Annotated in this window: 27 protein-coding genes; 11 read left to right on the top strand and 16 right to left on the bottom strand. The window is 71.7% G+C overall.

The window, feature by feature from the left end:
• Positions 1–83: 83 nt before the first annotated feature.
• Positions 84–1,559, top strand: coding sequence for an MFS transporter (locus BLT36_RS11645; protein ID WP_092095318.1), 1,476 nt, complete (start codon positions 84–86; stop codon positions 1,557–1,559).
• 268 nt (positions 1,560–1,827) lie between these two features.
• Positions 1,828–2,262: a phage holin family protein gene (locus BLT36_RS11640; RefSeq protein WP_092095317.1), complete on the top strand. Its 435-nt coding sequence runs from the start codon at positions 1,828–1,830 to the stop codon at positions 2,260–2,262.
• Between the two features lie 17 nt (positions 2,263–2,279).
• On the opposite strand, the gene BLT36_RS11635 is transcribed toward BLT36_RS11640, so the two are convergent.
• Together BLT36_RS11635 and BLT36_RS11630 are read right to left on the bottom strand one after the other, a co-directional pair.
• Entirely contained in the window at positions 2,280–2,786 is a 507-nt protein-coding gene (locus tag BLT36_RS11635) for a hypothetical protein (protein WP_092095315.1), read from the bottom strand.
• A 34-nt stretch (positions 2,787–2,820) separates the two neighbouring features.
• Complete coding sequence (locus BLT36_RS11630; protein ID WP_092095314.1) at positions 2,821–3,210, bottom strand: DUF5997 family protein; 390 nt, start codon at positions 3,208–3,210, stop codon at positions 2,821–2,823.
• 33 nt (positions 3,211–3,243) lie between these two features.
• On the opposite strand from BLT36_RS11630, the gene BLT36_RS11625 reads away from it, so the two are divergent.
• Positions 3,244–4,083 (top strand): LysR family transcriptional regulator substrate-binding protein, encoded by an 840-nt coding sequence (locus BLT36_RS11625; RefSeq protein ID WP_175529615.1) that lies wholly within the window; start codon positions 3,244–3,246, stop codon positions 4,081–4,083.
• Between the two features lie 4 nt (positions 4,084–4,087).
• Here BLT36_RS11625 and BLT36_RS11620 read toward each other — a convergent pair whose 3' ends face one another.
• The 5 genes from BLT36_RS11620 to BLT36_RS11600 form a co-directional block, all read right to left on the bottom strand.
• Entirely contained in the window at positions 4,088–4,897 is an 810-nt protein-coding gene (locus BLT36_RS11620) for a DJ-1/PfpI family protein (RefSeq protein ID WP_092095311.1), read from the bottom strand.
• 38 nt (positions 4,898–4,935) lie between these two features.
• Entirely contained in the window at positions 4,936–5,553 is a 618-nt protein-coding gene (locus BLT36_RS11615; RefSeq protein WP_092095309.1) for a DNA-3-methyladenine glycosylase I, read from the bottom strand.
• Between the two features lie 32 nt (positions 5,554–5,585).
• Positions 5,586–6,002 (bottom strand): VOC family protein, encoded by a 417-nt coding sequence (locus BLT36_RS11610; RefSeq protein WP_092095307.1) that lies wholly within the window; start codon positions 6,000–6,002, stop codon positions 5,586–5,588.
• A gap of 193 nt (positions 6,003–6,195) precedes the next feature.
• Positions 6,196–6,519, bottom strand: coding sequence for a hypothetical protein (locus BLT36_RS11605; RefSeq protein ID WP_092095304.1), 324 nt, complete (start codon positions 6,517–6,519; stop codon positions 6,196–6,198).
• A 30-nt stretch (positions 6,520–6,549) separates the two neighbouring features.
• Complete coding sequence (locus tag BLT36_RS11600; protein WP_092095302.1) at positions 6,550–8,220, bottom strand: sodium:solute symporter family protein; 1,671 nt, start codon at positions 8,218–8,220, stop codon at positions 6,550–6,552.
• 140 nt (positions 8,221–8,360) lie between these two features.
• Here BLT36_RS11600 and aroQ point away from each other — a divergent pair, with 140 nt between their 5' ends.
• Positions 8,361–8,804: a type II 3-dehydroquinate dehydratase gene (aroQ, locus tag BLT36_RS11595; RefSeq protein WP_092095300.1), complete on the top strand. Its 444-nt coding sequence runs from the start codon at positions 8,361–8,363 to the stop codon at positions 8,802–8,804.
• Between the two features lie 97 nt (positions 8,805–8,901).
• Here aroQ and BLT36_RS11590 read toward each other — a convergent pair whose 3' ends face one another.
• Entirely contained in the window at positions 8,902–9,498 is a 597-nt protein-coding gene (locus BLT36_RS11590) for an NAD(P)H-dependent oxidoreductase (protein ID WP_175529614.1), read from the bottom strand.
• An 88-nt stretch (positions 9,499–9,586) separates the two neighbouring features.
• Between BLT36_RS11590 and BLT36_RS11585 the strand changes: the two genes are divergently transcribed.
• Positions 9,587–10,069 (top strand): MSMEG_6728 family protein, encoded by a 483-nt coding sequence (locus tag BLT36_RS11585; RefSeq protein WP_092095296.1) that lies wholly within the window; start codon positions 9,587–9,589, stop codon positions 10,067–10,069.
• On the opposite strand, the gene BLT36_RS11580 is transcribed toward BLT36_RS11585, so the two are convergent.
• From BLT36_RS11580 to BLT36_RS11550, 7 genes are all read right to left on the bottom strand, one after another.
• On the bottom strand, positions 10,029–10,319 hold the full coding sequence (locus tag BLT36_RS11580) for a hypothetical protein (protein ID WP_139166447.1): 291 nt from the start codon (positions 10,317–10,319) through the stop codon (positions 10,029–10,031). The genes BLT36_RS11585 and BLT36_RS11580 overlap by 41 nt on opposite strands.
• 220 nt (positions 10,320–10,539) lie before the next feature.
• The gene (locus tag BLT36_RS11575) at positions 10,540–10,806 is read right to left on the bottom strand and encodes a hypothetical protein (protein ID WP_092095293.1); all 267 of its coding nucleotides are present in this window, start codon (positions 10,804–10,806) and stop codon (positions 10,540–10,542) included.
• Between the two features lie 99 nt (positions 10,807–10,905).
• Positions 10,906–12,045, bottom strand: coding sequence for a cysteine desulfurase family protein (locus BLT36_RS11570; RefSeq protein ID WP_092095291.1), 1,140 nt, complete (start codon positions 12,043–12,045; stop codon positions 10,906–10,908).
• 13 nt (positions 12,046–12,058) lie between these two features.
• Complete coding sequence (gene nadC / locus BLT36_RS11565; protein ID WP_092095290.1) at positions 12,059–12,931, bottom strand: carboxylating nicotinate-nucleotide diphosphorylase; 873 nt, start codon at positions 12,929–12,931, stop codon at positions 12,059–12,061.
• Complete coding sequence (gene nadB / locus BLT36_RS11560) at positions 12,928–14,547, bottom strand: L-aspartate oxidase (RefSeq protein ID WP_092095288.1); 1,620 nt, start codon at positions 14,545–14,547, stop codon at positions 12,928–12,930. The genes nadC and nadB overlap by 4 nt, the downstream gene beginning before the upstream one ends.
• A gap of 29 nt (positions 14,548–14,576) precedes the next feature.
• On the bottom strand, positions 14,577–15,845 hold the full coding sequence (gene nadA / locus BLT36_RS11555; protein WP_092095286.1) for a quinolinate synthase NadA: 1,269 nt from the start codon (positions 15,843–15,845) through the stop codon (positions 14,577–14,579).
• Positions 15,846–15,852: 7 nt separating this feature from the next.
• Positions 15,853–16,554: an NUDIX hydrolase gene (locus BLT36_RS11550; protein WP_092095284.1), complete on the bottom strand. Its 702-nt coding sequence runs from the start codon at positions 16,552–16,554 to the stop codon at positions 15,853–15,855.
• Positions 16,555–16,683: 129 nt separating this feature from the next.
• On the opposite strand from BLT36_RS11550, the gene BLT36_RS11545 reads away from it, so the two are divergent.
• The 3 genes from BLT36_RS11545 to BLT36_RS11535 all read left to right on the top strand — a co-directional run bounded on the left by BLT36_RS11545 (position 16,684) and on the right by BLT36_RS11535 (position 19,926).
• On the top strand, positions 16,684–16,965 hold the full coding sequence (locus BLT36_RS11545; RefSeq protein WP_254787587.1) for an acylphosphatase: 282 nt from the start codon (positions 16,684–16,686) through the stop codon (positions 16,963–16,965).
• Positions 16,966–17,116: 151 nt separating this feature from the next.
• Positions 17,117–18,595, top strand: coding sequence for an MDR family MFS transporter (locus tag BLT36_RS11540; protein WP_092095280.1), 1,479 nt, complete (start codon positions 17,117–17,119; stop codon positions 18,593–18,595).
• Positions 18,596–18,678: 83 nt separating this feature from the next.
• Complete coding sequence (locus BLT36_RS11535) at positions 18,679–19,926, top strand: FAD-binding protein (protein WP_139166446.1); 1,248 nt, start codon at positions 18,679–18,681, stop codon at positions 19,924–19,926.
• Between the two features lie 69 nt (positions 19,927–19,995).
• Here BLT36_RS11535 and BLT36_RS11530 read toward each other — a convergent pair whose 3' ends face one another.
• Positions 19,996–20,490 (bottom strand): 2'-5' RNA ligase family protein, encoded by a 495-nt coding sequence (locus tag BLT36_RS11530; protein WP_092095276.1) that lies wholly within the window; start codon positions 20,488–20,490, stop codon positions 19,996–19,998.
• Between the two features lie 143 nt (positions 20,491–20,633).
• On the opposite strand from BLT36_RS11530, the gene BLT36_RS11525 reads away from it, so the two are divergent.
• The 3 genes from BLT36_RS11525 to BLT36_RS11515 are packed head-to-tail and all read left to right on the top strand — an operon-like array spanning position 20,634 to position 23,373.
• Entirely contained in the window at positions 20,634–21,590 is a 957-nt protein-coding gene (locus BLT36_RS11525; protein WP_092095274.1) for a MetQ/NlpA family ABC transporter substrate-binding protein, read from the top strand.
• Positions 21,590–22,705 (top strand): methionine ABC transporter ATP-binding protein, encoded by a 1,116-nt coding sequence (locus tag BLT36_RS11520; RefSeq protein WP_092095273.1) that lies wholly within the window; start codon positions 21,590–21,592, stop codon positions 22,703–22,705. The genes BLT36_RS11525 and BLT36_RS11520 overlap by 1 nt, the downstream gene beginning before the upstream one ends.
• Positions 22,702–23,373: a methionine ABC transporter permease gene (locus BLT36_RS11515; RefSeq protein ID WP_254787586.1), complete on the top strand. Its 672-nt coding sequence runs from the start codon at positions 22,702–22,704 to the stop codon at positions 23,371–23,373. Before BLT36_RS11520 ends, BLT36_RS11515 begins: the two co-directional genes overlap by 4 nt.
• Positions 23,374–23,715 lie beyond the last annotated feature (342 nt).

The following is a 23,715-nucleotide window of genomic DNA, read 5'->3' as shown; positions in this document are numbered from 1 at the left end:
AATGTAAGCGATTGTTGACATGCGGCTAGAACCGCGTACTCTCGTCAAGTCAGCAAGCGTTTACATCGACCGTACGGAGCACGATGACCGAGACCATGGAGACCCCGCGGACCGGGTCCCACCCCACCACCGACGGTCGTCGGCCGAACAGCACGGCGATCATCGTCTACCTGTCACTCGGCGGCCTGTCGTTCGCGGTGCTGCAGTCGCTCGTCGCCCCGGCACTGTCGACCATCGGACAGGACCTCGGCGCGTCCACGAGCGCCACCAGCTGGGTGCTCACCGCGTACCTGCTGTCAGCGTCCGTGCTCACGCCGATCCTCGGCCGCCTCGGCGACATGGTGGGCAAGCGCAAGGTGCTCATCGTCGTGCTCTCGATCCTGCTCGTCGGTGCCGTCCTCGCAGCCCTCGCGCCGAACCTCGGCACGCTCATCGTCGGGCGCGCACTGCAGGGCGCCGCGGGTGCCGTCATGCCGCTGTCGATCGGGATCGTCCGCGACGAGCTCCCGAAGGAGAAGGTCAGCGTGACGATCGGCCTGCTCTCCGCGATCTTCGGCATCGGCGCCGGCGTCGGGATCGTCGCCGCCGGACCGATCGTCGAGCACCTGTCCTGGCACTGGCTCTTCTGGTTGCCCGCCGTGCTCGTCGTGATCGCCCTGCTCGGCGCGGTCTTCGGCATGCCCGAGTCGCCCGTCCGGAAGCCCGGCCGCCTCGACATGGTGGGCACCCTCGTGCTCGGTGTCTCCCTCGTGGCGATCCTGCTCGCCGTCAGTGAGGGCGAGACCTGGGGCTGGGGCGACGTGAAGACCATCGGCCTGCTCGCCCTCGGCGCCGTCGCGCTCGTCGCCTTCGTGTTCGTCGAGCTCCGGGTCGACGAGCCCCTCATCGACGTCCGCCTCTTCGCCGTGCGGGGTGTCTGGACCGCCCACGTCGTCGCCCTCGTCTTCGGCTTCGCGATGTTCGGCACGTTCGTCCTCGTCCCGACCCTGCTGCAGCTGCCGACCGCCCTCGGGTACGGCTTCGGCAAGGACGTCACCCAGGCGGGCCTCTTCCTGCTGCCGACCGTCGTGATGATGGTCATCGCCGGACCGATCGCCGGCATCCTCGTCCGGAAGGTCGGGCCGAAGCCGCCGATGCTCATCGGCGGGGTCGCGATCGTCGCCGCGTTCGTGATCCCGGCGATCAGCCACGCCGAGCTCTGGCAGGTCGTCGTGTCGGGCGTCCTCACCGGTGTCGGCATCGGCATGGCCCTCGCCGCCTGCTCGAACGCGATCATCGAGAGCGTCCCGGCGAACCAGACCGGCGAGGCCATCAGCGCCAACACCGTCGTCCGCACGATCGGCTCCAGCGTCGGCACCGCCGTCATCGCGGCACTGATCACCTCGCACAGCACGCCGCAGGGCCTCCCGACGGACGAGGCGTTCACCATCGGCTTCTGGGCCTGCACCGGGGTCGCCGTCCTCGCCGTCGTCGGTGCTCTGGTCGCCCCCTCGATGCGAGCCCGCCGAGCGGCGGCCGCCGCTCGCGGCATCGACGACCTCGACGAGGTCGCCCCGTAGGCGGACCGTCGCCGTCCGTTCTGGACGCAACGCACCCTGGAGGCCCGTCCTGCGTCGTCGACGCGCGGCGGGCCTCCAGGCGGTCGCGTCACCGTCCGCGCTCCACGCGGGCCGCCGCTCGATCGCCAGCAGGTGGCGTCCGCAGCGGCCGCTGCCCTCGCCCATCCTGGGAGGTGCCCGGACACGGGCGAGGATGGTGTGACGATCACCGCGCCGACCGCGTCACGGTGGTGGGCGCGGAACGCCGCGCCACGGACAGGAGCAGACCATGACGACCCCCGACCACGACGACACCCCGACCGCCAAGCCGTCCTTCCGCGACACCGTCACCGCCGGACTGGTGCAGAAGGCGCTGGAACCGGTCCTGCGCGCGGTCCGCGAGGAGGTGGCGTCCGCTCGTCAGGAGATCGGCGACCGCGTGAGCGGTGCGAAGGCCGGCCTGGTGCTCACCGGTGTCGGCGTCGGCTTCGCGCTGACGACCCTCGTCGCGCTGGCCGGCTTCGCGGTCGCCCTCCTCGCGCTCGTGCTGCCGGTCTGGGCCGCGGCTGGCATCACGTTCGGCGTCTTCGCGATCGTGACCGCCGTCCTGCTGGCGGTCGGGATCCGCGGGATCCGCCGCGGCGTGCCGCCGGTGCCGAAGGACACGATCCACGCCGCGAAGGAGCGGGTGACGTCGTCGGGCGACACGGCTGTCGGTCGCTGAGCGCGCGCCGAGCTGCGCTACATGGCGAGTGTCATCCCGACGACGGCGACCGTCATCGCGAAGACCTCGCCGCTCCGGATCGCCCGCCGGTCCTCGCGTGCCCATTCCGAGCGGAGCAGCCAGCCGCTGAACGCGCAGTAGCCGATCACCCCGGCGCCGAGGACCGCCGTCAGCGCGATGCCGTGCCCGGCGTGGCCGTCCGCGAGGCCCGTGGCGTGCCCCATCAGGAGCATCCCGGCCATCACGACGGCCGACAGCGCACGGTGGACGTCCATCGGTTCGGCGCGGCGACCGTCCGCGCGCCGTCGACGCATCACGGGCAGCGGCGCGAGGAGCAGCAGCAGGGTCGCGGCGAGCAGCGTCCACACCGCACCGGCGTGGACGACGGGCATGAGCATCGCGACGAGCATCACCGCAGCCGGGACGATCACGCCCGGGCGCGGCCGGTACCGGTCCCCGACGATGCAGCACACCGACGCGAACTGCGGCACGACGAGCATGGCGTCGGCGACGGTCTCGTGCACGGTGCGTCCTGGTGCCGGATCGGTCCGGGTCGGGTCAGTCCTGGGCGCGAGCAGCGGCCTTCGCGGCGCGCTCCTGCTTCACACGGGCGTTCTCGGCGTGCACCTCGGCCTGCGTCGCACGCTCACGCACGAGCCACTCGGGCTTCTGCTCGAGCAGCGTCTTGATCTCCGCCGTCGTCAACGGTTCCTCGATGCCCGCACGGGTCAGCCCCGAGATCGACACGCCGAGCTTCTGCGCCACGACGGGTCGCGGGTGCGGTCCGTCACGGCGGAGGTCCTCGAGCCAGGTCGGGGGTTCCGTGCGGAGTTCGTCGAACGCGGTCCGGCTGATCGGCGCGTCCCGGAAGGTCTCCGGGGCCGCCGCCAGCAGGATGCCGAGCTTCTTCGCGGCCGTCTCGGGCTTCATGGTCTGTTCCTGCGCCATGGACACAAGGGTACGGCCCCTATGCTCGTTTGCATGACCGCGGCCCTCACCATCGCCTTCGTGCCCGGGGTGTCCCCGGCCAAATGGGCACGGGTCTGGCGGGAACGCTTCCCCTCGATCGACCTCGCGCTCCGCCCGATCGGCTCGGACGAGGTGGACGACGCCCTCGCCGGAGAGGCCGACATGGTCTTCGCTCGCCTCCCCGTCTCGGACGCCCACAACGCCATCCCGCTGTGGACGGAGACCGCCGTCGTCGCGATGCCGAAGGACTCCCCGCTGGCCGATCACCGCCAGGTCACCGACGCGGACCTCGCCGGCGTGCACGTCGTCGACGCCGGGCCGGTCCCCGCCGACATCGACGCGGCGCTCGACCTCGTCGAGGCGAACGTCGGCGTGGCGGTCCTCCCCCAGTCCCTCTTCCGCAAGGCGAGCCGCAAGGACCTCGTCGCACGGGAGCTCGTCGACGCGCCCGGCACGCGGATCGTGCTGGTCTGGCGCGACGAGGACGCCTCCGAGACGACGGAGGAGTTCATCGGCGTGGTGCGTGGGCGCACCGCCAACAGTTCGCGGGGTGCTGCGGACGAGCCAGGAGGCACGGATCCCGACGCCGACGACGGCGCACGCGGGTCGGGTGGCAGCACCAAGGCGGGTGGCGGCAAGACCGCTGCGGGCAAGACCGCGGGTGGCAAGACCGCGAGTGGCAAGACCGCCGGGGGCAAGGCCGCGCCGTCGAACGGGAAGACCGTCGCCAAGCGCAGTGCGACCAAGGGCACCGGGGCGAAGAGCGGCGGCGGGAAGAACTCGACCGGCCGCGGGCGCACCCAGCGCGGGATGAAGGGCAAGCCGAAGCGCGGCTCGAAGGGCAACCGCTGAGCGGCTACCGGATGACCGCGGCTGCTGCCCGCGCCACCCGGTCGCCCCGCGCGTCCTCGGCCGCGACCCGGGCCTCGGTGACCACTCGGGTGTCCGCACGCACGGCCGACCCCGCGTCGAACGGGGGCTGCGGGTCGTACTCGATCTGCAGCTGGATCGCCTCGGCGGCGGGCTGACCGGCCAGCTCGGACGCCAGCCAGAGCGCCATGTCGATGCCCGCACTGACACCGGCAGCCGTGACGATCGCCCCGTCGTCCACCACCCGGTCCTCCACGGGCTGCGCCCCGAAGGCCGCGAGCATCGGCTTCGACGCCCAGTGCGTCGTCGCCCGCTTCCCGGCGAGCAGCCCGGCGGCACCGAGGACGAACGCCCCCGTGCAGACCGAGGTCACCCACGTCGCTCGCTCGGCTTCGCGGCGGACGAACGCGATCACCTCGGGATCGAGCATCGCGTCGAAGGAGCCGTCGCCGCCGGGCACGACGAGCACGTCCGCCGGGCCGGCATCGGCGAAGGTCACCGTCGGCACCAGCGCGAGACCGCAGTCGCTCGGCACCGGGTCGAGCGACGCCGCGACGTACTCGACGCGGGCTCCTGGCACGCGGGAGAGCACCTGCGCCGGACCCGTCAGGTCGAGCTGCGTGAGGTGCGGGAACAGCAGGAACGAGATCCGGATCTCGTCCGGGTCGTGCTCCGGCGTGACCGGTTCCGAGCCGTCGCCGGGGTCCGCTGTCGGAACCTCGGTGTCGATCGGGACCTCCACGACGCGGGCATCGACCGGGTGGACGGCGCGGACGCGCGGGTTCTCGGAGCTCATGGCGTGACACTAGCCCCGCACGGCCGGTGCCGTCCTGGTCAGACCCAGACGCCGGAGGTCGCTCGTCGGTGACTGCCGACCAGGTGCGTGTCGACGATGCCGAGTGCCTCCATCAGGGCGTACATCGTGGTCGGTCCCACGAAGGCGAACCCGCGCTTCCGCAGGGCCTTCGACAGTGCGACCGATTCGTCGGACTTCGTGGGGACCTCGGCGGAGGAGCGCGGCTCAGGCGTCGATGCCGGACGGAACGACCACACGAACTCCGCCAGTCCACCGTCCTCGCGCAGTGCGATCGTCGCGTTCGCGTTCGTGATGGTCGCGAGGATCTTCGCCCGGTTCCGGACGATCCCCGCGTCGCCCATCAGGCGCGCGACGTCGTCCTCGCCGAACCGCGCCACGGTGTCGGCGTCGAAGTCAGCGAAGGCAGCGCGGAACGCGGGCCGTTTCGCGAGGATCGTCCGCCACGACAGCCCGGACTGGAACGCCTCGAGCGAGAGCCGTTCGAACACCCCGCGCTCGTCCCGCACGGGCATGCCCCACTCGGTGTCGTAGTAGTCCCGGAGCAGCTCGTCGCTCGACGCCCACAGCGGCCTGGCCAGCCCGTCCGGACCGATGACGAGATCGGGTCCGGGTGCGGCGACGGGGTCGGAGGTCATCCTCTCATCATGGTGGGCACGACCGACACGTCCTACTGTTCGTGCGGTCCGTCCTCGGCGGCCTGCGGGTCCATCCACACGTACTCCCAGCGGTGCCCGTCCGGGTCCGCGAAGCTCCGCTGGTACATGAAGCCGAGGTCCATCGCCGGTCGGTCCTCGTCGCCGCCCGCGAGGACCGCCGCGTCGACGATCCGGTGCACCTCGTCCTTGGAGGGGACGCTGAGGGAGTTGATCACCTCGATCGTGTCGGGCCCGGCGATCGTCTTGTCGGTGAACTCGGCGAACTTGGGCTTGGTCAGCAGCATGAGGTAGATCGTGTCGCTGATCACGATCGACGCCGCGGTCTCGTCGGTGAACGCCGGGTTCACCGAGTACCCGAGCTCCTGGTAGAACGCGACCGAACGGTCGAGGTCGTCGACGGGCAGGTTGATGAAGACCATCGTGTCCATGGGGAGGTCCTTTCCTCGGGACCAACCTGGCCTTCCCCGCGCCCCACCGCAACCGTTCCCCCGCGGTACCGAACCGAGACGGACGCGCGACACGGGGCCCGAACGACGAAGCCGCTGTCGTACGACAGCGGCTTCGTCGTTCCGGGTCGGAACCGGGGAACCTCGGCGCACCGGAACCGGGCGCGGGCGGACGTCAGGCCAGCTCGCGCCCCTCGCCGGCGGCCTTCTGGTGCTCCTCGGCCTCGGCCTGGCCGATGATGTCCTCCGCCGGGACCGGGTTCAGCCGGTCCCAGAGGAAGAACAGCAGCCCGCCGACGAGCATCGACAGCCCCACCCACAGGTTGATGTGGATGCCGCCGGTCTTCTCGGGGTCGGTGTCCCAGTGCACGATGCCGACGATGGTCGTGATGATGCCGTAGAGCACGAACAGTCCACCGAGGATGCGACGCAGGTCGAGGCGTCGGGTGGAGCGGACGAGCGCCTGCTGCTCCTCGGTCAGGGTGGTGGTGTCACGCATGAGTGGTGATCTCCTTCAGAGCGCAGCGGATCAGAGGAACGGCAGGTAGAGGACGACGCAGAGCACGAGCGCCACGGTGCCGAGCAGCGCCGGCGAGCGGTACCAGGCGGTGTCCGTCGCGACGGAGTCGCCGTGCAGGTCGATCTTGCCGATGCCGTAGACGAGGCCGCCGAGCTCCTTCTCGGGCTTCGGCTTCGTGACCATCGACACGACGAACCCGACGACGAGGACGGTGACGAACGAGATGATCGCGCCGTACAGGGTCTCGGCGGTCGCGGTGGCGAACAGCTTCGGGTTGACGAGGTACGCGATCCAGGTGATCGTCGGCGTGACGATGCCCAAGATGTAGCCCCAAAGCGCGCCCTGGGTGGTCATCCGCTTCCAGAGCAGCCCGAGGATGAACACGGCGAACAGCGGCGCGTTGAAGAACGAGAACAGCGTCTGCATGTACGTCATGATGTTCGACGCCTGCGCGGCGATGAACGCGGTCGCGACGCCGATCAGGACGCCGGCGACGGTGACCCAGCGGCCCGTCTTCAGGTAGTGCAGGTCGGGCATGTTCGACTTGATGTAGCGCTGCCAGATGTCGTAGGTGAAGACGGTGTTGAACGAGGAGACGTTCGCGGCCATGCCCGCCATGAACGAGGCGAGGAGGCCCGTCACCGCGATGCCGAGCACACCGGTCGGCAGGTACATCTGGATGAGCTTCGGGATCGCGTCGTTGTAGGTCAGCGAGCCGTCGGCGAACTGGTTGCCGACGACGGCCGCGGCGATGAGGCCGGGGATGACGACGATGGCCGGGATGAAGAGCTTCGGGATCGCGGCGATGAGCGGGGTGCGGCGGGCGGCGGACATGTTCTTCGCCGAGAACGCGCGCTGCACCTCGGTGAAGTTGGTGGTCCAGTAGCCGAAGCCGAGCACGAACCCGAGGCCGAGCACGATGGCGAGCCAGTTCGCCCCGATCGGGTTCGTCACGTCGCCGAAGCCGGTGCCGGCCCAGGCCTGCAGGTGCTGGACACCCTGGGTCTTCGTGATGGCCTTCGTGAGGCCGTCCCAGCCGCCGACGCGGTGGAGGCCGACGATCGTCAGCGGGATGAGCCCGGCGATGATCACGAAGAACTGCATGACCTCGTTGTAGATCGCGCTCGAGAGTCCGCCGAGGGTGATGTAGACGAGGACGAAGCCCGCGGAGACGATGATCGCGAGCCACTCCGGCCAGCCGAGCATGGCCTCGATGACGATCGCCATCGCGTACAGGTTGATGCCGGCGATGAGGACGTTCGACACCGCGAACGCGATCGAGTTCACCAGGTGCGGGGCCTTGCCGAACCGGCGGAGCATGAACTCCGGCACGGATCGGACCTTGGAGCCGTAGTAGAAGGGCATCATCACGAGCCCGAGGAACACCATCGCCGGCACCGCGCCGACGAGGTAGTAGTGCAAGGTGGCCATGCCGATCTGGGCACCGTTCGCCGCCATGCCGAGGATCTCGGTCGCGCCGAGGTTCGCCGACACGAAGGCCAGACCCGTGATCCACGCCGGCATGGACCGGCCGGACAGGAAGAAGTCCATGCTCGTGCGGACCTGCCGCCGAGCCGTGAACCCGATGCCGATGACCACCGCGAAGTACACGATGACCATCACGTAGTCGACCCAGCCCAAGTCGAGCCGGATCCCGTTGTTCGCTGCCGCGAGAACCATTGACACTCTCCGTCGATGTGTTGCAGTCGACAACTCTGCCGACCCGGACGAAGACGTTACACCGATTTGTGACCGTTCACATAGCCGAGGTATGCATCGCGGTCCGGCATCGCGTCCAGGGCGCTCGCTAGGCTCGCAGCATGACCGAGCAGTCGCGCATCCTCGTCCTCAACGGCCCGAACCTCGACATCCTCGGCCGCCGCGACCCGGAGCAGTACGGCTCGGTGACGCTCGCCGAGCTCGAGGCGATCGTGCACACCGAGGCGGCGGTGCACGGGCTCGACGCCGACTTCCGGCAGACCAACCGCGAGGGTGAGCTCGTCGAGTGGCTGCACGAGGCGCTCGACGACTTCGCGGCGGTCGTCATCAACCCCGCTGCCTACGCGCACACCTCGGTGGCACTCCACGACGCAGTCGAGGCGCTGATGGTGCCCGTCGTCGAGGTGCACCTGTCGAACACGTGGAAGCGGGAGCCGTTCCGGCACGTCGACCACGTGGCCACGGCGGCGACCGCGGTCATCGCGGGCGCCGGCCCGGACGGGTACCGGCTGGCGGTCGCGCACGTCGCGTCCCTGCTCGGCTGAGTCGCGTCGGCCTGGAGGCGCGTGGCGGCGCCGTCGCGCGCCTCCGGGCCGTCACCGGGTCGCGCCCCGGGCCGCTGCCGGGCGGGCCCGACGCGGGTCAGAACTCGGCGGGACGACGCACGTCGGCGGCGCCGGCGGTGGCGAACCCGCCACGGATGAGGGGCAGCGCCCGGAGCACGGCCTGGTCGATGCGGAGCTCGAGGTCCACGTTCGCGATGTCGTAGCCGCCCTCGCGCTTGGTGAAGTCGCGCTCGTTCCCGAAGACGCCGATGGGCAGCGTGGTCGACTGGAAGAAGCCGAACAGCGGCCGCATCTGGTGCTCGACGAGCAGCGCGTGCCGATCACTCCCACCCGTCGCGGTCAGGAGCACCGGGGTGTCCACCAGGTCGTACTGCCCGATCCAGTCGAAGAACAGCTTGAACGCGCCCGAGTACGCGGCACGGAAGGCCGGGCTGCCGACGACGAGGACGTCCGCCGCCTCGACGGTCTCGAGCGCGCGGCGTGTGCGTTCGGACATCGCCTCGCGGGACGGCGCCGCGCCGAGGTCGGCGAGCAGCGGCCCGATCTCGATGGTCTCGGTCCGCGCTCCCTCGATCTCCTGGCCGAGGCGCGCCACGGTCGCAGCCACCAGGGTGGACGTCCGCGAGGGGTCCGAGGGGCTGCCGCTGACACCGACGACGAGTTCTCCGCTCATGCGCTCGATGCTCACACGTCCGCCGGACGGACGGCTCGGTTGTGACGACATGTGTCGGGTGCCTGCGCCACGGCGTACCGTCCACCGCATGCAGACGTTCCTGCCGTACCCGGACTTCCGCGCCTCGGCCGAGGTGCTGGACGACCGGCGGCTCGGCAAGCAACGGGTCGAGACACTGCAGGTGATGCGGGCGCTGACCCTGCCGGACTACGGCTGGCAGCACCACCCCGTGGTCGCGATGTGGCGCGGGTACCGGCCGGCACTGATGGCGTACCAGGACGCCACGTGCCGGGTGTGGACCGCGCGCGGCCACGCGGACACCTGTCTCGGCAAGACCCTGGCGGACCTCGGGCTGGTACCGGAGGACCTCGAGGCGTACGAGCGCGGCGACTACCCGGTGCCGCCCTGGAACGACGACGAGGCGGTGCACCGCTCGCACCGCTCGAAGCTCGTGCAGAAGGCGCCGGAGCACTACCGACCGCTGTTCCCGGACGTGCCGGACGACCTCGACTACGTGTGGCCGGGGACGGTCACACCACCGGTGTCCAGCGACCGCCGTCACGCCGGGTGACGGCCGACGACCGGACCGAGGCGACCCGCGCGAACCCGTCCACGGTGTGCTCGGCGACGGCCTCGGCGATCTCGTCCGTCGGCGCTTCGTACCGGACGACGACGCAGGGCACCCCGCGGAGCAGCTGGACGTCCTTCGCCTCGACCACGGTGAGTTCACCGACGAGGCGCGCGGCCTCGGGCAGGACGGCGTCGGGAGCCGTGCCGGGAGCGAGTGCTCCGACGGCCAGGGTCACGCGGTACGAGGGCACCGCCACACCGTAACGCAGCGCACCGGGACCCGCCGTGGGCAATGGGGGGCCGGACGCCGCGCAGGGGGATGCGGTGCCCGCGCCCACGACGGGTCACAGGTGCTGCGGGACACGACGGATCAGGGGCCGTCGTGTCCCGCGCCGGACGCACTTCAGGGGATGGCGTCCGGCTCGGTGCACCGACGGGCCCGCAGGGGGACGGACCCGTCGGTGCTGGTCCTCAAGGGTGTTCGGTGTCCTCTCGGTACCGGTCTGTCTCGGTCGGTGCGGGCATCGACCGTCGGGCCGCCGCGGGGCGGACCATGGGGAGCAGGGCGCTCCCGATCGTCGCCAGGGCTCCGACGACGGCGATCAGCCCGAGCGGGGCGGTGCCGAGGTCGTGCTGGGCGGCGAGGACGAGCGCGACGACGGTCGCGGGTGCGGGGAGGAGCTGGACCGCCCGGAAGTGGTCCTCCTGCCGAGCCCGAGTCGTGATCGCGTTTGCCATGTGAACACTCTTGCGCACTTCTCCGGTCCGCAGAAGGGGGGACACGACCCCACTCATGGAGTAGAACGTCTAGTACACCTGAAGCATCGCGATCCGGGGTCAGCCGAGTGTCCGGACCACCGCGACCGCGTCCGCCACGGCCTGCACGACGACCGGCACGTCGGCCGGTGCCAGCCCGGCGTCGAACGTCAGCCGCAGTGCCGTCCGGGCGACGTCGTCCGACAGTCCGAGGGCGGTGAGGACGTGCGACGCCTCGGTGCTGCCGGCCGCACAGGCGCTCCCCGACGAGGACACCACGTCCCGCTGTTCCAGCTCCAGCAGCACCGTCTCCCCGTTGATCCCGGGGAAGCAGAAGGAGGCGTGCCCCGGTAACCGGGACGCACGGGACCCGGTGACGAACGATCCGGGGACCGTCTGCAGCACACCGTCGATCACGGCGTCCCGGGTGCCGGTCGCCGTCGCGGCAGCGTCGTCGCGGCCAGCGGCGACCAGCGCGAACGCGGTCGCGACGGCCACGGCACCGGCGACGTCCTCGGTGCCCGACCGCCGACCGCGCTCCTGTCCCCCACCGTGCAGCAGGGGCTCGAGTTGTACCCCGGCCCGGACGGCGAGCACCCCGGTGCCCTTCGGCGCCCCGAGCTTGTGCCCCGACAGCGAGAGCGCGTCGACACCGAGCACGTCGAGTCCCACCGGGAGCCACGGCGCGGACTGCACGGCGTCGGTGTGGAACCGTGCCCCGACCTCGTGCGCGACGGCGGCGAGCGCCCGGACGTCCTGCACGGTGCCGATCTCGTTGTCGGCGTGCGCGATCGAGACGAGCGTGGTGTCCGGCCGCAGGGCAGCCCGGAGCGTCGAGGGGTCGACCAGCCCGTCCGGGTCGACGGGCAGGACGGTGACGTCGAAGCCGTGGAAGCGCTCCAGGTACCGGCAGCTCTCCAGCACGGCCTCGTGCTCGATGGCGCTCGTGACCACGTGCCGACCCCGCGGCGTCGCGAGGGCGATGCCCTTCACGGCGGTGTTGGCGCCCTCGGTCCCACCGGTGGTGAACACGACCTCGGCCGGTCGGCACCCGAGCACGCCCGCGACGGTCGCCCGGGCGTCGGCGAGGCCCCGGGCAGCCGCGTCGCCGACCGCGTGCGTCGAGGACGGGTTGCCGAAGGTGCCGGTCAGGTACGGCCACATCGCCTCGAGCACCTCACGGCGGACGGGGGTGGTGGCGGCCCGGTCGAGGTAGAACACGGTCGCGGGCCGGTCAGACCGCGACGTCGATGTCGAGCCCGAGGTCGAGCGCCCGTGCCGAGTGCGTCAGCGCGCCCACCGAGATGACGTCGACCCCGGTGGCGGCGATCGCGGCGACGGTGTCGAGCGACACGCCGCCCGACGCCTCGACGAGGGCGCGCCCGGCGACGAGCGCGACGCCGGCCTCGAGCTCCGACGGCGTGAAGTTGTCGAGCATGATCGTGTCGACGCCGGCTGCGACGACCGGCTCGATCTGGTCGATGCGGTCCACCTCGACCTCGACGTGCACGGTGTGTCCGAGCCGGGCCCGGGCAGCGCTGATGGCGTCCCCGATGGAGATGCCGCCGGCCAGCAGCACGGCGAGGTGGTTGTCCTTCGCGAGCACCGCGTCGGACAGCGAGGTCCGGTGGTTGTGTCCGCCGCCGCACCGCACCGCGTAGCGCTCGAGCGCGCGGAGTCCGGGCGTCGTCTTGCGGGTGTCGACCACCCGGGCGCGCGTGCCCGCGACGGCGGCGACGTAGCGGGCGGTGGCGGTCGCGATGCCGGACATCCGCTGCGCCAGGTTCAGCGCCACCCGCTCGGCGCGGAGCACGGACCGGGCGGAACCGGTGACGGTGGCGAGGACGTCCCCGGCGGCGAACCGAGTTCCGTCCGCGACGTGGAGCTCGGCGACGACGGCGGGGTCGACGGCGTGCACGACCGCGACGAACACGCCGCCACCGCTGAGCACGCCCGGCTCGCGCGCCGTGAGGGTCGCGGTCGCCGTCGCGTCGGCGGGGATGAGGGTCTCGCTCGTGACGTCGCCCCAGGGCGCGTCCTCCTCGAGCGCGGTCTCGATCACCCGACGGAGGGCGTGCGGCGGGATGGTGCCGGGGTCGACGGTCATGCGGGTACCTCCTGCGGGACGGCTGCGTGCTGCGCGACCCACGCGTACGACGCGGGTGCGGTGGGGTCGGTGTCGGGGTGGTCGGTGCGCGCGTGGGCGCCACGGGACTCGGTGCGGGTCTCGGCGGCGAGCGCCGTGATCCGGGCGAGGTCGAGGAGGGCGCGGTCCTCGTGGTCCTGCACGCCGACCGGCTCCGGCGGCGTCAGCGCGGCGAGTTCGCGGCGTGCGCCGGCGAGCCCGTCCGCGTCGCGGAGCAGTCCGACGCGGTCGGTCATGACGGACTGGACCGCCTGACGGACGTCCGGTGCGCCGGTGCGGTGATCCGTGCCTCCAGGCAGTGGCTCCCGGGAGGCGCGGATCACGTCGGCCGCACGCGGCACGGTGGTGACGTGGAGGCCCGCGTCACCGCGCAGGCGGAGGAGGCCGGGTCGGGGTGCGTCGAGTGCGTCCGCGGCGCGGACCGCGAAGACGAGTCCCTCGAGGAGGGAGTTCGACGCGAGGCGGTTGGCGCCGTGCACGCCGGTGCAGGCGACCTCGCCGATCGCGAGGAGGCCGGGCAGGCTGGTGCGCCCCTCGGCGTCGGTGGCGACGCCGCCCATCGCGTAGTGCGCGGCGGGGGCGACGGGGACGCCTTCGCGGGTCCAGTCGAAGCCGGCGGCCCGGGTCGCGCGGGTGAGGCCGGGGAACCGTCGGACGAGGAACGCGGGATCCAGGGCGGTCGCGTCGAGCAGCACGGGTTCGCCACCCTGGCTGCGCACCGCGCTCGCGATGCCGCGGGCGACGACGTCCCGCGGTGCGAGTTCGGCGTCCGGGTGCACCGCGGGCATGAACCGGTGTCCGCGCGCGTCGCGGAGGACGGCGCCCTCGCCACGGACGGCCTCGGAGACCAGTCCCCCACCGGGCACCGCGAGGCGTGTCGGGTGGAACTGCACGAACTCGAGGTCGGCGACCACGGCACCGGCCCGCCAGGCGGCGGCGACCCCGTCGCCCGTCGCGACGAGCGGGTTCGTGGTCTCGCGGTAGAGGTGTCCGGCACCGCCGGAGGCGAGCACGACCGCGTCGGCGGCGAGCCGGCGGGGTTCGCCGAGGAGATCGAGGACGTCGACCCCGACGACGGCACCGCCCTGCACCACCAGGTCGGTGAGGCAGGTGCGCTCGAGGATGGTGACGTGCCGACGGTGCAGCGCGCCGATCAGGGTGCGCTCGATCGCCGCTCCGGTGGCGTCGCCGTCCGCGTGCACGACCCGCCAGCGCCCGTGCGCGGCCTCGCGACCGCGTGCCAGGTCGTCGCCGTACCGGTCGAGGCTCGACGGGTCGGTCGTCCGGTCGAAGGGGACGCCGAGGGCGAGCAGGTCCCGGACCCGTGCCGGGCCGTCCGTGCAGAGCACCTCGACGGCGCGGGCGTCGGCGCTGCCCGCCGCGGCGACGTGGGTGTCCGCCTGGTGCAGCGACGACGTGTCGTCCGCGCCGAGCGCGACCGCGACGCCGCCCTGGGCGTACGCGGTCGCGCTGTCGGCGAGCGCACCCTTCGTGACGAGGGTGACGTCGTGTCGAGCGCTCGCCCGGATCGCAGCCGTGAGCCCGGCGATGCCGGAGCCGATGATGACGACGTGCATGGTCCGTCCGTTCCTGCTCGCCACCGGCCTCAGCGCGGCTTCGCGGCGAGCATCCGCTCGAGGGCGACCTTGGCGTCGGCCTGCACGTCGGCGGGGACGACGATCTCGTTGAGCACCTCGCCGTCGACGAGGGCCTCGAGCACCCAGGCGAGGTAGCCCGGGTGGATGCGGTACATCGTCGAGCAGGGGCAGACGACGGGGTCGAGGCAGAAGATCGTGTGCTGCGGGAACTCGGCGGCGAGCCGGTTGACCATGTTGATCTCGGTGCCGATCGCGAACGTGGTCGGCTCGGTCGCCGCGGCCACGGTCTTCCGGATGAGGTCGGTGCTGCCGGCGTGGTCGGCGGCGTCGACGACGGCCATCGGGCACTCCGGGTGGACGATGACCTGCACGCCCGGGTGCTCGGCGCGCGCCTGCTCGATCTGCTCGACCGTGAAGCGACGGTGCACCGAGCAGAAGCCGTGCCAGAGGATGACCTTCGCGGCCTCGAGGTCGCTCGCCTCGTTGCCCCCCAGCGGCTTCCGCGGGTTCCACATCGGCATCAGGTCGGTGCTGATGCCCATCGCCTTCGCCGTGTTCCGGCCGAGGTGCTGGTCCGGGAAGAACAGCACGCGCTGCCCCCGCTCGAACGCCCACTCGAGGACGGTGGCGGCGTTCGACGACGTGCAGACGATCCCGCCGTTCCGGCCGCAGAACGCCTTGAGGTCGGCCGCCGAGTTCATGTACGTGACCGGGATGACCGGCACCCGGCCGTCGGCGTCCGGCTCGGTGCCGTAGACCGCGGTGAGCTCGGCCCAGGCCGCCTCGACGCTGTCGATGTCCGCCATGTCCGCCATCGAGCAGCCGGCGGCGAGGTTCGGCAGGATGACCCGCTGGTCGTCGCGGGCGAGGATGTCCGCGGTCTCGGCCATGAAGTGCACGCCGCAGAACACGATCGCCTCGGCGTCCGGCTTCGTCAGCGCGGCGTTCGCGAGCTGGAACGAGTCGCCGAGGAAGTCGGCGTGCCGCACCACCTCGTCGCGCTGGTAGAAGTGCCCGAGCACGACGACCCGGTCGCCCAGGGTCGCCTTCGCCCGCTCGATGCGCTCGTGGAGTTCGTCCACCGGCGCGTTCTTGTACTCGTCCGGCAGGACGCCCTGGCGCGGGGCGCTCGTCGGGATGACGTCGGACATCGACGACCCCGGGCCGTACCCGGGGCGGGAGTCGAAGTCCCAGGTCGGCATGGCGAGGTCCGGCGTGCAGGTGCTCCCCGCGGCCCGGCCGTTGGAGATCAGTTCGATGGTGGTCGCGATGGACACGGTGTTCCTATCGGTTCTTCGGTGTCGTGCCCTGCTGCAGCGGGCCGTTGTCCGCGTAGGCGAGGTCGGGGTTCGAGCGGTACAGCCGGGCCGGACGGTGCCGTCCCCCGCTCGTGGTCTCGTCGGTCGGCAGGACCGCGTCGGTCTTCTCGACCTGCCGACGGAAGTTCGCGGGGTCGAGCGCACGCCCGAGCACCGCCTCGTACACCCCGCGGAGTTCGGCGAGGGTGAACCTGTCCCCCAGGAACGCCTGGGCGATCCGGGAGTACGACATCTTGTTGCGGAGGCGCCAGAGCGCGTACTCCACGATGCGGTCGTGGTCGAAGGCGAGCGGGGGGTGCTCGTCGGCCAGGAACCAGCGGACGTTCCAGTCGTCCGGCACCGAGGACGCCTCGTCCGGGTGCACCAGGGCCCAGTACACGATCGACACGACCCGGCTCGGGGAACGGTCGACGTCGCCGAACGCGTAGAGCTGCTCGAGGTAGCGCGGCTGGACGTTCGTCGTCTCGAGGAGGCGCGCTGCCGCGGAGTCCTCGAGCCCCTCGTCCGGCCGGACCCACCCGCCGGGCAGTGCCCACGACCCCTCGAACGGCTCGGCGACGCGGCGGACCAGCGGCATCCAGAGCGCCGGGGCGCCGGTGTCCGGGTGCGGCCGCAGCGCGACGATCACGGTGGACACCGCGACGCGGATGCTCGTCTCCGTGGTCATCGTGGCCCCAACCAGTTCGTGTCATCCCGACTCGAAATGTTCGGGTTGAGATGACCCTATCACCGGGTTTCACGAGACGGAAACAGCGCCGAAAACTCCCGGTCGGACCGCGCGCCTACATTGAGCCGCATGACAACGGTGACGAGGATGCACGCCGTCGTGTCGGGGACGGTCCAAGGGGTCGGGTTCCGGTACTGGACCGCACGGAAGGCCGACGGGCTGGATCTCGCCGGGTACGCCCGGAACCTGTTCGACGGGACGGTCGAGGTCGAGGCGGAGGGGCCGGAACCGGCCGTGAACGCGCTGATGACCTTCATCCGGACCGGGCCGCCGTCCGCCACCGTGACCGACGTGTCCTGTCGACCGGTCGTCCCGCACGGCGACGTCGAGGGCTTCTCGATCCTGCACTGATCGTCCTCGCGCACCGATCGCCCGTCGGCACCGACCGTTCACCTGCGGATGTCGGCGCGAAGCGGAATAATCGAATCCACTCAGGCGGTTGCCCTGTCTGCGCGTCTCGCGCCCCCTCGTTCCACCAGTCGTGATCCACCAGGAGCCCCGCATGACCCAGGCCGTCGACACCGCACCCCGCACCGGGAGCGTCTCGCAGCCCTCCCCCGGCGAGACACGACTCGTGATCGGGCTGCTGCTCGTCTCCGCGTTCGTCGTCATCCTCAACGAGACGATCATGGGCGTCGCGTTGCCGCGGCTCATGGACGACCTCGACATCAGCGCCGCGACCGGGCAGTGGCTGACCACCGGCTTCCTGCTCACCATGGCGGTCGTCATCCCGATCACCGGGTTCCTGCTGCAGCGCTTCAACACCCGGCCGGTGTTCGTCTGGGCGATGAGCCTGTTCTCGGCCGGCACCCTGATCGCCCTGCTCGCGCCCGGGTTCACCATGCTGCTGCTCGGTCGCATCGTGCAGGCCAGCGGCACCGCGATCATGATGCCGCTCCTCATGACGACGGTCCTGACCCTCGTCGAGCCGGCGCACCGCGGTCGCGTGATGGGCAACATCTCGATCGTCATCTCCGTCGCCCCGGCGATCGGCCCGACGATCTCCGGGCTCATCCTCAACGCGTTCTCGTGGCGCTGGCTGTTCGGCTTCGTCCTGCCCATCGCGCTCGCCGCGCTCGTGCTCGGCATGGTCAAGGTGCGGAACGTCTCCACGCCCCGGAAGGCCCCGCTCGACGTCCTGTCGGTCGTGCTGTCCGCGTTCGCCTTCGGCGGGATCGTCTACGGCCTGTCGAGCATCGGCGAGATCGCGACCACCGGTCCGGTCGTCCCGATCACGGCCCTCGTCGTCGGTGTCGTCGCGCTCGGCCTGTTCGTGTTCCGCCAGACCCGACTCCAGCGCACCGATCGTGCCCTGCTCGACCTGCGCACCTTCCAGACCCGCGGGTTCACGATCCCGATCGTCGCGATGGGGCTGAGCTTCATGGCGATGTTCGGCACGCTGATCCTGCTGCCGATCTACCTCGAGCGGGTGCTCGGGCTCGAGGTCCTGCAGGTCGGTCTGCTGCTCCTCCCCGGCGGCTTGATCATGGGCCTCCTCTCCCCGATCGTCGGCCGCATCTACGACCGTCGCGGCCCGCGGGTGCTGCTCATCCCCGGCTCGATCATCGTCAGCGCCGTGCTCTGGGCGCTCTCGACGGTCGGCGTGGACACCAGCGTCTGGTTCGTCCTCGGCGCCCACGTCGTCCTGAGCATCGGCCTCGCCCTGACGTTCACGCCGCTCTTCACGGCGGCGCTCGGTGGGCTACCGCCGCGGCTGTACTCGCACGGCAGCGCCGTGCTCGGCACCGCCCAGCAGCTGGCCGGCGCTGCCGGGACTGCCCTGTTCGTCACGCTGCTCACCATCGGTGCCGCGACGGCGACGGCGGGCTCCGGTGCGGACGGCCTCGCGGCGGCGACCGCGTCCGGCGTGAAGACCGCGTTCCTGGTCGGTGCGGTGATCTCGCTGTTCGGCATCGCGACCTCGGCGATGGTGCGCAAGCCGGAGTCGCCAGAGGGTGCTCCGGCGCCCGCGATGCACTGACACCCAGCCCAGGGTGTCGGGTGCACTGCGCCCGACGCCCTGCGCTCGCCGCGGTGTCGGGCGCAGGTGGCATCGTGGGCACCATGCGGTCGACGACGAGCGAGCTGAACTGGTCCGGCACGGTCACCTACACGGCCGAGCAGGTCCTCCGCCCCTCGTCCATCGACGAGGCGTCCGAGATCGTCGCTCGGGAACCCCGGGTGCACGGGCTCGGCACCCGGCACTCGTTCAACGACTCGGCGGACGCTCCCGGTGTGCTCCTCGACCTCACCGGGATCCCCACCGACCTCGAGGTCGACCCGGTCCGGGCCACCGCGACGATGGGTGCCGGCACCCGGTACGGCGTCGTCGCCCCGGAGATCGACCGCGCCGGGTTCGCCCTGCACAACGAGGGGTCCCTCCCCCACATCTCCCTCGGCGGCGCGATCGCCACCGGGACGCACGGCTCCGGCACCGCCCTCGGGTCCCTGAGCACCGCCGTCCGGTCGTTCGAGGTGCTCGGCCCGGACGGCTCCGTGCGGACGATCTCCCGCGACGACCCGGACTTCCCGGGCGCCGTGCTGCACCTCGGCCTGCTCGGCATCGTCACCCGGGTCACCGTCGACGTCGAACCGGCCTACCGCATGCGGCAGGACACCTACGGTCCGATCCCCTGGGACACCTTTACCGCCCACGTCGCCGAGATCCACGCCGCGGCGTACTCGGTGTGCTCGTACACGGTGTTCGGCGACCGGGTGAGCGAGGTCCTGCTGAAGTCCCGCGTGCCGGACGGTGCCGAGGACGTCGCCGTGCCGGACGAGCTGTTCGGCGCACCCCGCCTGCCGGGCTCCCCCGGCGACGGCCACCACACCGCCCGCGACGGTTCGGTCGGACCGTGGTGGGACCGGCTGCCACACTTCCCGATCGAATCGGTGCCGAGCGTCGGGTCCGAGGTGCAGAGCGAGCACTTCGTCCCGCTCCGGCACGCCGCCGCGGCGCTCGACGCCCTGCGGGGGCTCGCCGACCGGATCCAGCCGCACCTGCACGTGTGCGAGCTCCGGACGATGGCGGCGGACCCGTTCTGGCTCAGCCCGACGCAGGGCGAGGACGTGCTCTGCATCGCGTTCACCTGGCAGAAGCACCCCGCCGAGGTCGCCGCGCTCCTGCCCGACCTCGAGGCGCGGCTCGCTCCCTTCGACGGCCGGCCGCACTGGGGGAAGATGAGCTCCCTCGGACGCGACGCGATCTCGGCGCTGTACCCGCGGGTACCGGACTTCCGCGACCTCGTAGCCCGGGCGGACCCGGACCGGACGTTCGCGTCGGCGTTCGGTGCGCGCGTCCTGGGGGCCTGACCCGCGCCTCCAGGCCGACCGTCGGGCACGGTGTCGGACCGGGGGGCCCGTGCCGGGCCGGCACCGCGATCACCGCAGGCGGGTGACCACCTTCGCGTCCCCGTCCCAGTGGCGGAGACCGCCCACGGTGAGCACCTCGGGAAGGGGCGAGTCCGCGGCCAGGACCCGGAGCGCCGCGGGGAGATCGACGTCGCGGATGCGCCGCGCGAGCGTGACATGGGGCGCCCACCGGCCGGGAAGCGAGGAGTCGAGCGACCCCGGAGCCGCGGCGCCGACCGCACGGTGGAAGCGCGCGAGCGGCTCGTCGACGACCACGCCGAGACCGAGCACGTGCCGACCGGGGCCGGCGGGGAAGAGGAGGATGCCCGCGAAGCGCAGGGCCTCCGGCACCGCGGCGTCGAGCTCGGCGGGGACGGGCAGGGACTCGCCGGCCACGAGCGTGACGTGCGGATCGTTCGTGCCCGAGTGTCCGAGGCTCGGCAGCTCCGCGGCGACGAGGGTCTGCCAGAGCACCCGGACCGCTCGGTCCGACGGGCCGTCCAGGACGAGTTCGATGCTGCGCACGTACCGAGTGAACCAACCGACCCCGTGACACCGATGTAACACGGCGGAACGGTACTCGCACCGTCCGGGGCGGCCCGTCACACTCGACTGCACGCCGCGGACCACCGCGGACCCCCACAGCACGGCCCACGAGGAGCACCGCCATGTCCGCAGCACCCGCACTGCCCGAGAAGCCGAAGGGCAAGCGCCCGATCGGCTGGATCATCGCCGCCGCGGTGGTCGTCGTCGCGATCGTCGTCGCCCTGATCGTCGGGGCCGTGCGCTCCAACGGGGACAACGGCAGCAACGGCGCCGCAGCCGGTGGCAGCCCGAAGACCGTCACGATCGGTGTCGCGGACAAGTCCCTCGGCTACTGGAGCACGTACACGAAGCTCGCGAAGGAGAAGCTCGACGTCACCGTCAAGCTGACGAACTTCTCGGACTACTCGCTGCCGAACCCGGCGCTGAAGGACAAGCAGCTGGACCTCAACCAGTTCCAGCACATCCAGTACCTCGCGGACTACAACGTCACCTCGAACGACGACCTGCAGCCGATCGGTTCGACCGCCGTCTACCCGCTGCCGCTCTACGCGACGAAGTACGACAAGCCGTCGGCGCTCCCCGAGGGTGCGAAGGTCGCGATCCCGGACGACTCGATCAACCAGGCGCGTGCGCTCCTCATCCTGCAGGCCGCGAAGCTCGTCACCCTGCGCGACGGCGGATCCGCGTTCTCGACGACCACCGACATCGAGTCGTCGAAGGTCGACGTGCAGCCGCTGAACGCCTCGCAGACCGCGAACGCGCTGCAGCAGGGCTCCGTCGCCGCCGCCGTGGTGAACAACAACTACGCGACCGCCGCAGGCCTGCCGATCTCCGACGCGATCTACCAGGACGACCCCTCGAGCGCCAGCGCCGCCCCGTACGTCAACGTCTTCGCGGTCCGCAAGGCCGACAAGGACAACGCGACCTACCTCGCCCTCGCGAAGCTGTTCCAGGACGACACGGTGCAGAAGGCCTTCAAGAAGGACCTGCCCGAGGCCGTCAGCCGCGACGAGAGCGCCGCGAAGCTCCAGTCCGAGCTCGCAGCGGTCGAGAAGGACGCGAAGGCGGCCAAGCAGTAGTGGCTGTCCTCGTCGAACTCCGCGGCGTCTCGAAGCACTACCGCCGCGCCGACACCGGCGAGAACGTGGTGGCCGTCGAGGACGTCTCCCTGGACGTGCACCAGGGAGAGGTCCTCGGCGTCATCGGCTACTCCGGTGCCGGCAAGTCCACCCTGGTGCGGCTCGTGAACGCGCTGGAGCTCCCGAGCTCGGGCAGCGTCACGGTGGCGGGCCAGGAGCTGACGGCGATCCCCGAGCGGGACCGCCGTCTGGCGCGTCGCCGGATCGGGATGATCTTCCAGCAGTTCAACCTGTTCCGGTCCCGCACGATCGCCGGCAACGTCGCGTACCCGCTGAAGGTCGCCGGCGTGCCGAAGGCCGAGCGCGACCGCCGCGTGGCCGAGCTCCTCGACTTCGTCGGGCTGCTCGAGCGCGCGCACGCCTACCCCGAGCAGCTCTCCGGCGGACAGAAGCAGCGCGTCGGCATCGCCCGCGCGCTGGCCGCGTCGCCCGACCTGCTGCTCGCCGACGAAGCGACCAGCGCCCTCGACCCGGAGACCACGTCCGAGGTACTGGGGCTCCTCCGCCGCGTCAACCGGGAGCTCGGCGTCACCATCATCGTCATCACCCACGAGATGGACGCCGTCCGCCAGATCGCCGACCGCGTCGCCGTGATGGAGCAGGGCCGGGTCGTCGAGGTCGGGGACGTCTACGACGTGTTCTCCGCTCCGGAGACCGACGCCGCGCAGCGCTTCGTCCGCACCGCGCTCCACGACCGACCGTCCGCCGAGACGCTCGCACGCCTGCGCGAACGGCACCCCGGTCGACTGGTCACGGTGCAGATCACCGACCAAGCCGGACTGCAGAACCGGATCGACGCCGCGTTCCGCGCCGCCGGTGTCACCGCCGAGCTCGTGTACGGCGGGGTCGGTGAGATCCGCGAGCGCCGCATCGGCTCCCTGACGTACGAACTGAGCGTGCCCGTGGGCGCGGCCGGTGCGGCTGGCGCGGCCGGCGCTTCCGGCGCTTCCGGCGCTTCCGGTGCGGCCGGTGCGGCCGGTGCAGCCGCCATCGACGCGGCCGTCGCAGCACTCCGCGCCGACGGGGTCACGACCGACGAGGAGGGAGCGGCGTGAACAACTCGTTCCAGAGCGTGATCGACACGTTCGACGTCTTCCTGTCCTCGATCCGCGACACCATCGTGATGTCGCTGGTCTCCCTCGTCATCGCGGGCGTCATCGGCCTGGCGCTCGGCCTCGCGCTGTACGCCACCCGTCCGGGCAACCTGCTCGGCAGCCGCACGGCGTACACGATCCTCAACGTCGTCGTGAACCTGGTGCGGCCGATCCCGTTCGTGATCTTCCTCGCGGCGATCGCACCGCTGTCGCGTGTGGTCGTGCAGACCACGATCGGCGTCCCCGCGGTGACCTTCGCGATCTCGCTCGCGGCGTCGTTCGCGGTGTCCCGGATCGTCGAGCAGAACCTGCTCGCCGTCGACCCGGGCGTCGTCGAGGCAGCTCGGGCGTCGGGCGCGCACCCGGTGTCGATCCTGCTGACCGTGCTCATCCCGGAGGGCCTCGGCCCGCTCATCCTCGGCTACACGTTCATCTACATCGGCATCGTCGACATGACGGCGCAGGGTGCGCTGATCGGCGGCGGCGGCCTCGGCGAGTACGCGACGGTGTACGGCTCGCAGCGGTACGACTGGTGGGTCGTCTACGTCTCGGTGGCCGCGATCGTCGTCATCGTGCAGGTCGGCCAGTTCATCGGCAACCGGCTGGCCCGCGCGACCCTGCGTCGCTGACGCGCGGCGCGCCGTCGCTCGCGCAGGCGCGCAGGCGCGCAGTGCGCGCAGGCGCGCAGTGGCCGAGATCGCACTTCGTGCTGTTGCGCACCGGACACACACCGCCGGAGTGCGATCTCGGCCAGACGCGCGCCCGGCACGCAACCGCCTGGAGGCCCGGTGCCGGTTCACGAGACCGGCCCCGGGCCTCCAGGCCGTTGCGGTGGGCGCGGGGCGCTCCCCGAGCGGGCAGAATTCGTCACGCTCGGCGCTCCCGCGCGGCGCGTCGCGCCCGCTCGGCGGGCGACCGGCGGCGCGTCGCGCCCGCTCGGTGGGCGACCGGCGGCGCGTCGCGCCCGCTCG

The organism is Curtobacterium sp. UNCCL20 (genome assembly GCF_900101675.1).
In the GTDB taxonomy this organism is placed as follows: Bacteria; Actinomycetota; Actinomycetes; order Actinomycetales; family Microbacteriaceae; genus Curtobacterium.
The sequence above is the reverse complement of the archived record's forward strand: the minus strand, read 5'-3'. Positions and strand labels throughout refer to the sequence as shown.